This is a genomic window from Acinetobacter sp. YH16038 (assembly GCF_013417275.1).
Classification (GTDB): Bacteria; Pseudomonadota; Gammaproteobacteria; order Pseudomonadales; family Moraxellaceae; genus Acinetobacter.
Genome location: NZ_VPEG01000072.1, coordinates 1 through 5361 on the forward strand (window position 1 = coordinate 1; position 5361 = coordinate 5361).

At 36.6% G+C, this 5361-nt stretch carries 8 protein-coding genes; 4 read left to right on the forward strand and 4 right to left on the reverse strand.

What is annotated here, in order from left to right; all coding sequences use genetic code 11:
• Window positions 1–277: mobilization protein (locus FTV34_RS16155; RefSeq protein ID WP_180012430.1), on the forward strand; the 277-nt coding region annotated here is incomplete at its 5' end.
• A gap of 2 nt (window positions 278–279) precedes the next feature.
• Window positions 280–591 (forward strand): HU family DNA-binding protein, encoded by a 312-nt coding sequence (locus FTV34_RS16160; protein WP_159516832.1) that lies wholly within the window; start codon window positions 280–282, stop codon window positions 589–591.
• Here the strand turns inward: FTV34_RS16160 and FTV34_RS16165 are convergent.
• Together FTV34_RS16165 and repM are read right to left on the reverse strand one after the other, a co-directional pair.
• Entirely contained in the window at window positions 588–884 is a 297-nt protein-coding gene (locus tag FTV34_RS16165) for a hypothetical protein (RefSeq protein WP_159516833.1), read from the reverse strand. The two genes, FTV34_RS16160 and FTV34_RS16165, sit on opposite strands and share 4 nt — an antisense overlap.
• Window positions 881–1822, reverse strand: coding sequence for a replication initiation protein RepM (gene repM / locus FTV34_RS16170; protein ID WP_087554602.1), 942 nt, complete (start codon window positions 1820–1822; stop codon window positions 881–883). Before repM ends, FTV34_RS16165 begins: the two co-directional genes overlap by 4 nt.
• 821 nt (window positions 1823–2643) lie before the next feature.
• Here repM and FTV34_RS16175 point away from each other — a divergent pair.
• Window positions 2644–2988 (forward strand): SMR family transporter, encoded by a 345-nt coding sequence (locus FTV34_RS16175; protein WP_180023023.1) that lies wholly within the window; start codon window positions 2644–2646, stop codon window positions 2986–2988.
• The gene (locus tag FTV34_RS16180; protein WP_180066139.1) at window positions 2989–3546 is read left to right on the forward strand and encodes a TetR family transcriptional regulator; all 558 of its coding nucleotides are present in this window, start codon (window positions 2989–2991) and stop codon (window positions 3544–3546) included. It abuts the gene before it with no gap.
• Between the two features lie 127 nt (window positions 3547–3673).
• On the opposite strand, the gene FTV34_RS16185 is transcribed toward FTV34_RS16180, so the two are convergent.
• Window positions 3674–4171 carry a hypothetical protein gene (locus FTV34_RS16185; RefSeq protein ID WP_004856450.1) on the reverse strand — a complete coding sequence of 166 codons (498 nt, stop codon included), beginning with the start codon at window positions 4169–4171 and terminating at the stop codon, window positions 3674–3676.
• Entirely contained in the window at window positions 4168–5139 is a 972-nt protein-coding gene (gene mobQ, locus FTV34_RS16190; RefSeq protein WP_004856449.1) for a MobQ family relaxase, read from the reverse strand. The genes FTV34_RS16185 and mobQ overlap by 4 nt, the downstream gene beginning before the upstream one ends.
• Window positions 5140–5361 lie beyond the last annotated feature (222 nt).

Sequence of the window (5361 nt, forward strand, 5' to 3'; positions counted from 1 at the left end):
TGCTGAAAATATCGAAAAGAAAATTGAAGCCCAGTTAGAGAAGCTGAAACAGTTAAAAGCACAGAAACAGGCTATTGAAGCAAGAGAACGTACCAAAAAGAAAGAACAGGAGCGCAAGGATGATACTCGGCGTAAAATTTTGCTCGGTTCTTACTTGATTAAGAAAATGCAGGCAAATGAAGCCAATAAAGAAAAAATACTCGCTGAACTCAACGAATATTTAACAGAAAATAGAGATCGACAGCTTTTTGACTTACCAAATATTGAGGACAATTAATTATGAATAAAGCCGATTTAATTGCCAAATTAGCACCTAAATTAAATATTAATCAAGATGAAGCAAGAGTTGTTCTTAATTCTGTTCTTGAAGTCATTACAGAAGCCCTGGTTGAAGATAAAAATGTCCGATTAGTTGATTTTGGGACTTTTGAAGTAAAACAGCGTGCCGAAAGAATGGGACACAATCCTAAAACTGGCGAAAAACTTAAAATTGAAGCTAAGGAAATTGTCACTTTTAAACAAGGCAAGGCTTTGGGAGAGCAATTTACTGTTAAGCCAAAGCAAAAAAGTAAAGTTAAGAAGAAAGCCTAATTTTTCTTAGCTCTTTGCTTTTCTTGTTCGGCTTTATACTCTGGAATTAGCTCATTTAAGACTTTTTGGATATTTACTTTATCCTTGATCTGCAAATTATCCCGATAGTAAATTAAGTCCTCTATTTTGCTTTCCATCTGCATTTTTTCAGTGGGTTCTGCATTCTGGGATATTCGGGATAATAGAAAGATATAACCGCAGATATTCTCCCTCGCAATTTCATAATTAACGATGTCGGTATACTCAATTTGAACGCCTTGAAAATTGGCTGTTAGGTTCTCCAGTTGCATCATGATTTAAATCCTGCTTTCTCTAAAAATGGGTAAAGTTCTCTAAATTTTTCAGGCTCTAAAAGCATGTCAGCGATACGAATAGCAAATTGTTGGTAGCTTTCTGTACCTTTTGAATATTTACTCATTTCAGGCATTTCTGACATTTTATTGGCAAATAAATGGCGTTGTGCATCGGTCATTTTTATAAAAAAGTCAGGGGTGTTAGGGTCACGCTTAGTATTAATTTTAGGTTTATCGTCTTTTTTTTGCTTAAACTTAAATGAAAACCCAGAAATGATACGTCCTTGCTTGTGTTGTTCGTAACTTACTGTGATATCTGTATATTTATTAATTTGTTTAATAGCAGGGTCTAAGACACGATTCTTAAAATCATAGACTCTAGGATATTCATGCTCCTCAATAGCAAGGCGTTCTCTTAACGTATTTAATTCTATTACTGGAACAACTTTCGTGCTTTGCCATTGAATCATCATTTCATAAAGGCGAATAGCATAAACGCTCGTTAATTGGGCTGTTTTAGATAATCTATATCGTGTGAAACAATCTTTCAGTTGTCCAATCATGCTAAAAACATCATCGGCTAACTGAAATTTAATATATCCCTGCGTATCTGCATAACTAATTTTTTGTACCCATCTCGATTTAACACATTCTATAAAATCAGGTTTTTGATAGACCCGATCATACGTGAAGTAACGGTTAAATAATCGCTCACTTGCATCCCTTAATACCTTATAAGCATCGGATTCATCAGTATTAAATAGCTTGGAGTAATCTTTTGCATATACTCTAAATTCTCGTGTGTGGAATAAGCCTTTATCACTTTCATATTCAGCTAATTCAGTGAAGGCTACATGTAGTATTCGATATTCAGTCAAACTGAGATTAAAGCAAGCTTCAACAAGAGTATTACTTTTTATAACTAGATCATTTTTCATTTGGTTTAAGGATTATTTTTCTGCAATAAAACGACACTATATTATAAAAGCGTTAATTAAAACAACAACATTATTTTTTATTGTCGTTATATAGGGTAAATCTGTCGTTGTATAAGGGTAAATCTGTCGTTGTATAAGGGTAAATCTGTCGTTGTATAAGGGTAAATCTGTCGTTGTATGAGGCTGAAGAGTATTGCTATATAAGGCTTTCATGCTGTCTAAAACTATTAAAACTATTAAAACTATTAAAAAGGGAAAAACTATTAAAACTGCCCTATGTACTCGCTAAAGCTCGTACTCTATTGAAGCTCGTTCCTCGCTTCGAGGGGCAGTTTTTGGTTAATCCTGTTTGTGAAATCTAAAAGCAAAAGCATTGATAATGTATTCGCTTCGCTCATACTTTTTGAAAAGCAAAAGCTCCAAAGTTCGCACCCATTCGGGATGCTCTGTACCTACCGTTTAAAATCGAAAGGGAGCTTGTAATCAGAGAAAAGGCGAGGGCGAAATTTTGATGATGCTCAATCGCTCGTAGACACTCGCTCGGTTCTTATTATCTAGGTTTTAATTATTTACTGGAGCTAACCAAAGTTGTGAAACATTGCTTAAATAATAGGCGTGGAACGTGAAAAATCATAAAAAAAGCCCATCTAGGTATAGATGGGCTAAAAATGGAAACCTACTGCACTGATTTCTAAAGAGAATTATAACAAATTTCGCATAAGGTGTATTATGTTAATTTTAGAAAATCTAAAATAATTATTGATAATTTTTTTTTGAAAATTTAACATACCTTCCGATTGGTATTTTAGGTATGATTACTTATGAACAGTGTGTTACTCGCTTATGTATTACTTGGATTTGCAATAGTTTCCGAAGTGATTGGAAGTAGTTTTTTAGTTAAATCGGAAGGGTTTACAAAACTTTTTCCAAACGTGATGGTCTTTATTTTTTTTAGCACGGCATTTTATTTATTATCACAAGTTATTAAAACAATCCCTTTAGGTATCGCATACGCTATATGGGCTGGTGTTGGGATTGTTCTAACTGCTATAGTTGGCTACTTTGTTTTTAAACAGACACTAGATAATCCTGCTTTAATTGGAATTGGTTTTATCGTATCTGGCGTAATAATTATTAATTTATTTTCGCAATCAGCAGGTCATTAAGTGAAAGAAATTCGGCAACAAAAGAAGCAACCAGAGGTTATTCGAAAGCGCATCCTTGAACAGGCAACTATTCTTGTTTCTCAAAAGGGTATTTCTGGTGTTTCTATTCAAAATATTGCTACAGCAGTAGGTATAACAAAAGGGGGGGTATTTCACCATTTCCCGAATAAAAAAAATTTGATAGAAGAAATGTTCAATCAAATAATTCTTGATTTAGATCAAACAGTTGAATACTTGATTAAACGCGATCCAACAGAATATGGTAAATTCACACGAGCTTATATTCATAGTTCTTTTATCCATCAAATAGATGGGGTGGTTTCTGCTTGGTCAGCGTTATCAATGACTATGATCACAGAGCCTACCTTTAATAAAATTTGGATGGAATGGCTAAAAAATAGATTATCTCAATATGCAGAAACGGATAGTCATCCTGATTTAGAGTTACTTCGTTTAGCAGCAGATGGGTTGTGGCTACAAAGTATTACCGGAGTCATTGATGATGAGCAATGTTCAAAATTAGAAGACGATCTGCTTAATCGAACCTATTTAACATAAAATCTCTTATGCGAAATTTCAGCTCGATGCTTTGAAAGATGGCTAAAGCCATGTTTCAAAGTCGGGCAACTTTGCGCTTGCTGTAATTTGATTTGTAATGAGAAAAACCAAGCAAAGTACCGATCAACTAGTATTTTTTAGGGTCGATCTGACACCAGTCATACGTTTTTTCTTTGACACTACTCGGTTCAAACGAGTAGCAATTTTTCCTCATTATTCTCACCAATGTTTCACCATCACTTTCTCGAATTTGTAGCGGATATTTTTTTAGTACAGCCATATCTGCTCTACGTTCATCAATTTCGTCTTTGCTTGGTATGTATAAAAAGATAGCCAAAATGAACACCATCATCACAGCAACAAACGTGCTGGCAAAAATAAAGATAAGTTTTAAGTTGAGCCTGTTTGTAGCTTCGTTTAATGCCTGAATACTGTTGTTTAATGCACCTGTATGCTTCTTATTTGTGTTTTCTAGCGATTTTTCAGCCTTGTCTAGCACTCCACTAGCGACTTGGTTGTAAAACTGCTCTAATCGCTTCTTATCGTCTGCTATGGCTTCTCGATATTCCTTCATGGATGCCAATAAAATATATAACTGGTCATCTAAATCATTTTGATTACTCATAATGACATTCCGCCTCTACTTAGTTTTTGATATGCCTTGCGGAGTGCTTGCTCGGCTCGTTGTTTATCTAATTCTTGCTGTCGTTTCATTTCCGCTTGGCGTTCCAGTTCTAGACGTTTGGTTTCTTGGTTCTTCTGCCATTGATCAAAACCTTGATCGACACGGTTTAAACCACGCTGTAAAACGCTCTCTTTCTGCTGTTTCTGTTGGTCAAGCTGTTGGGCGTTCTGCTGTTTCACATTGTCATTAAAACGGCTGATTTCAGTGTCTATGCCTTGTCTGCGTAATTGGGTGACTTTAGTGCCTTCATGGATGGTGGCTTGTAGTCCGTTATTCTGATCGGCATAGCTGCGGTGATCTATTTTTTCTCGGTAGCCTGCTCGTTCTAATGCGTGATTGGCTAAATTTGCCCACGTTTCCCGAATCTGTTTAATTTCGTCTTGGGTTGTACCCATACCAAGGCTTTTTCGTTTGGCGTTGCTGAGTTCAATATCGGTTTTGGTGGTCAGGGTGAGTTTATTGTCCGTGTCCAATTCGGCTTTTCGGGTGGTAAGCATGATATGGGCGTGATGATTCTTATCATTACCGCCTTTGCTGGGTTCATGGATGGCTAAATCTGCGATCACTCCATAGCGATCAACTAAGGACCTGGCAAAGTCTTTTGCCAAGTCCTTACGTTGATCAGCGTCTAATTCATCAGGTAGGGCAATGACCCATTCTCTAGCGGTTCGGGCATCTTTACGGTTTTCGGTTTTTTCTGCCAAGTTCCAAAGTTCACCACGGTCAATTTCAATATCTAAATTAGACAGAATTTCAGAATGGGCGACACCGTCTTTTCTCGTAAAGTCATGGGTCAGTCCTGTGCGTTCATCTTCTAGTTTTTCCCCTGCACGATATGCAGATGATGCAACCGCAGTTCGCCCCGAACTTCGGTTCACCGTTTTAGTGGAACAATGATAAATTGCCATGCAGTCGCCTTGGGGTGCTTTTGCTTTTAAAAAATTGCGTAGCAGTTTTTTGGGGTTAAGGGGTGTCCCCTTGCGCAACTTTGACTTGAACTTTGTTCAAGTCGTAAGTGCGCATTTCATGAAAAACACGATAGCATATTACCCGCTTGAATTTCAATTCATAGGGTCTTATGCTTGAGTGGTTTTCTATATTCCGAAATTAACCGTTATGACTAAATCTGC

Bases quoted from the DNA above. Each gene is read 5' to 3' on its own strand.
- FTV34_RS16165 (WP_159516833.1), bottom strand. From the start codon at position 884: ATGATGCAACTGGAGAACCTAACAGCCAATTTTCAAGGCGTTCAAATT.
- mobQ (WP_004856449.1), bottom strand. From the start codon at position 5,139: ATGGCAATTTATCATTGTTCCACTAAAACGGTGAACCGAAGTTCGGGG.
- FTV34_RS16175 (WP_180023023.1), top strand. From the start codon at position 2,644: ATGAACAGTGTGTTACTCGCTTATGTATTACTTGGATTTGCAATAGTT.
- FTV34_RS16160 (WP_159516832.1), top strand. From the start codon at position 280: ATGAATAAAGCCGATTTAATTGCCAAATTAGCACCTAAATTAAATATT.
- repM (WP_087554602.1), bottom strand. From the start codon at position 1,822: ATGAAAAATGATCTAGTTATAAAAAGTAATACTCTTGTTGAAGCTTGC.
- FTV34_RS16185 (WP_004856450.1), bottom strand. From the start codon at position 4,171: ATGAGTAATCAAAATGATTTAGATGACCAGTTATATATTTTATTGGCA.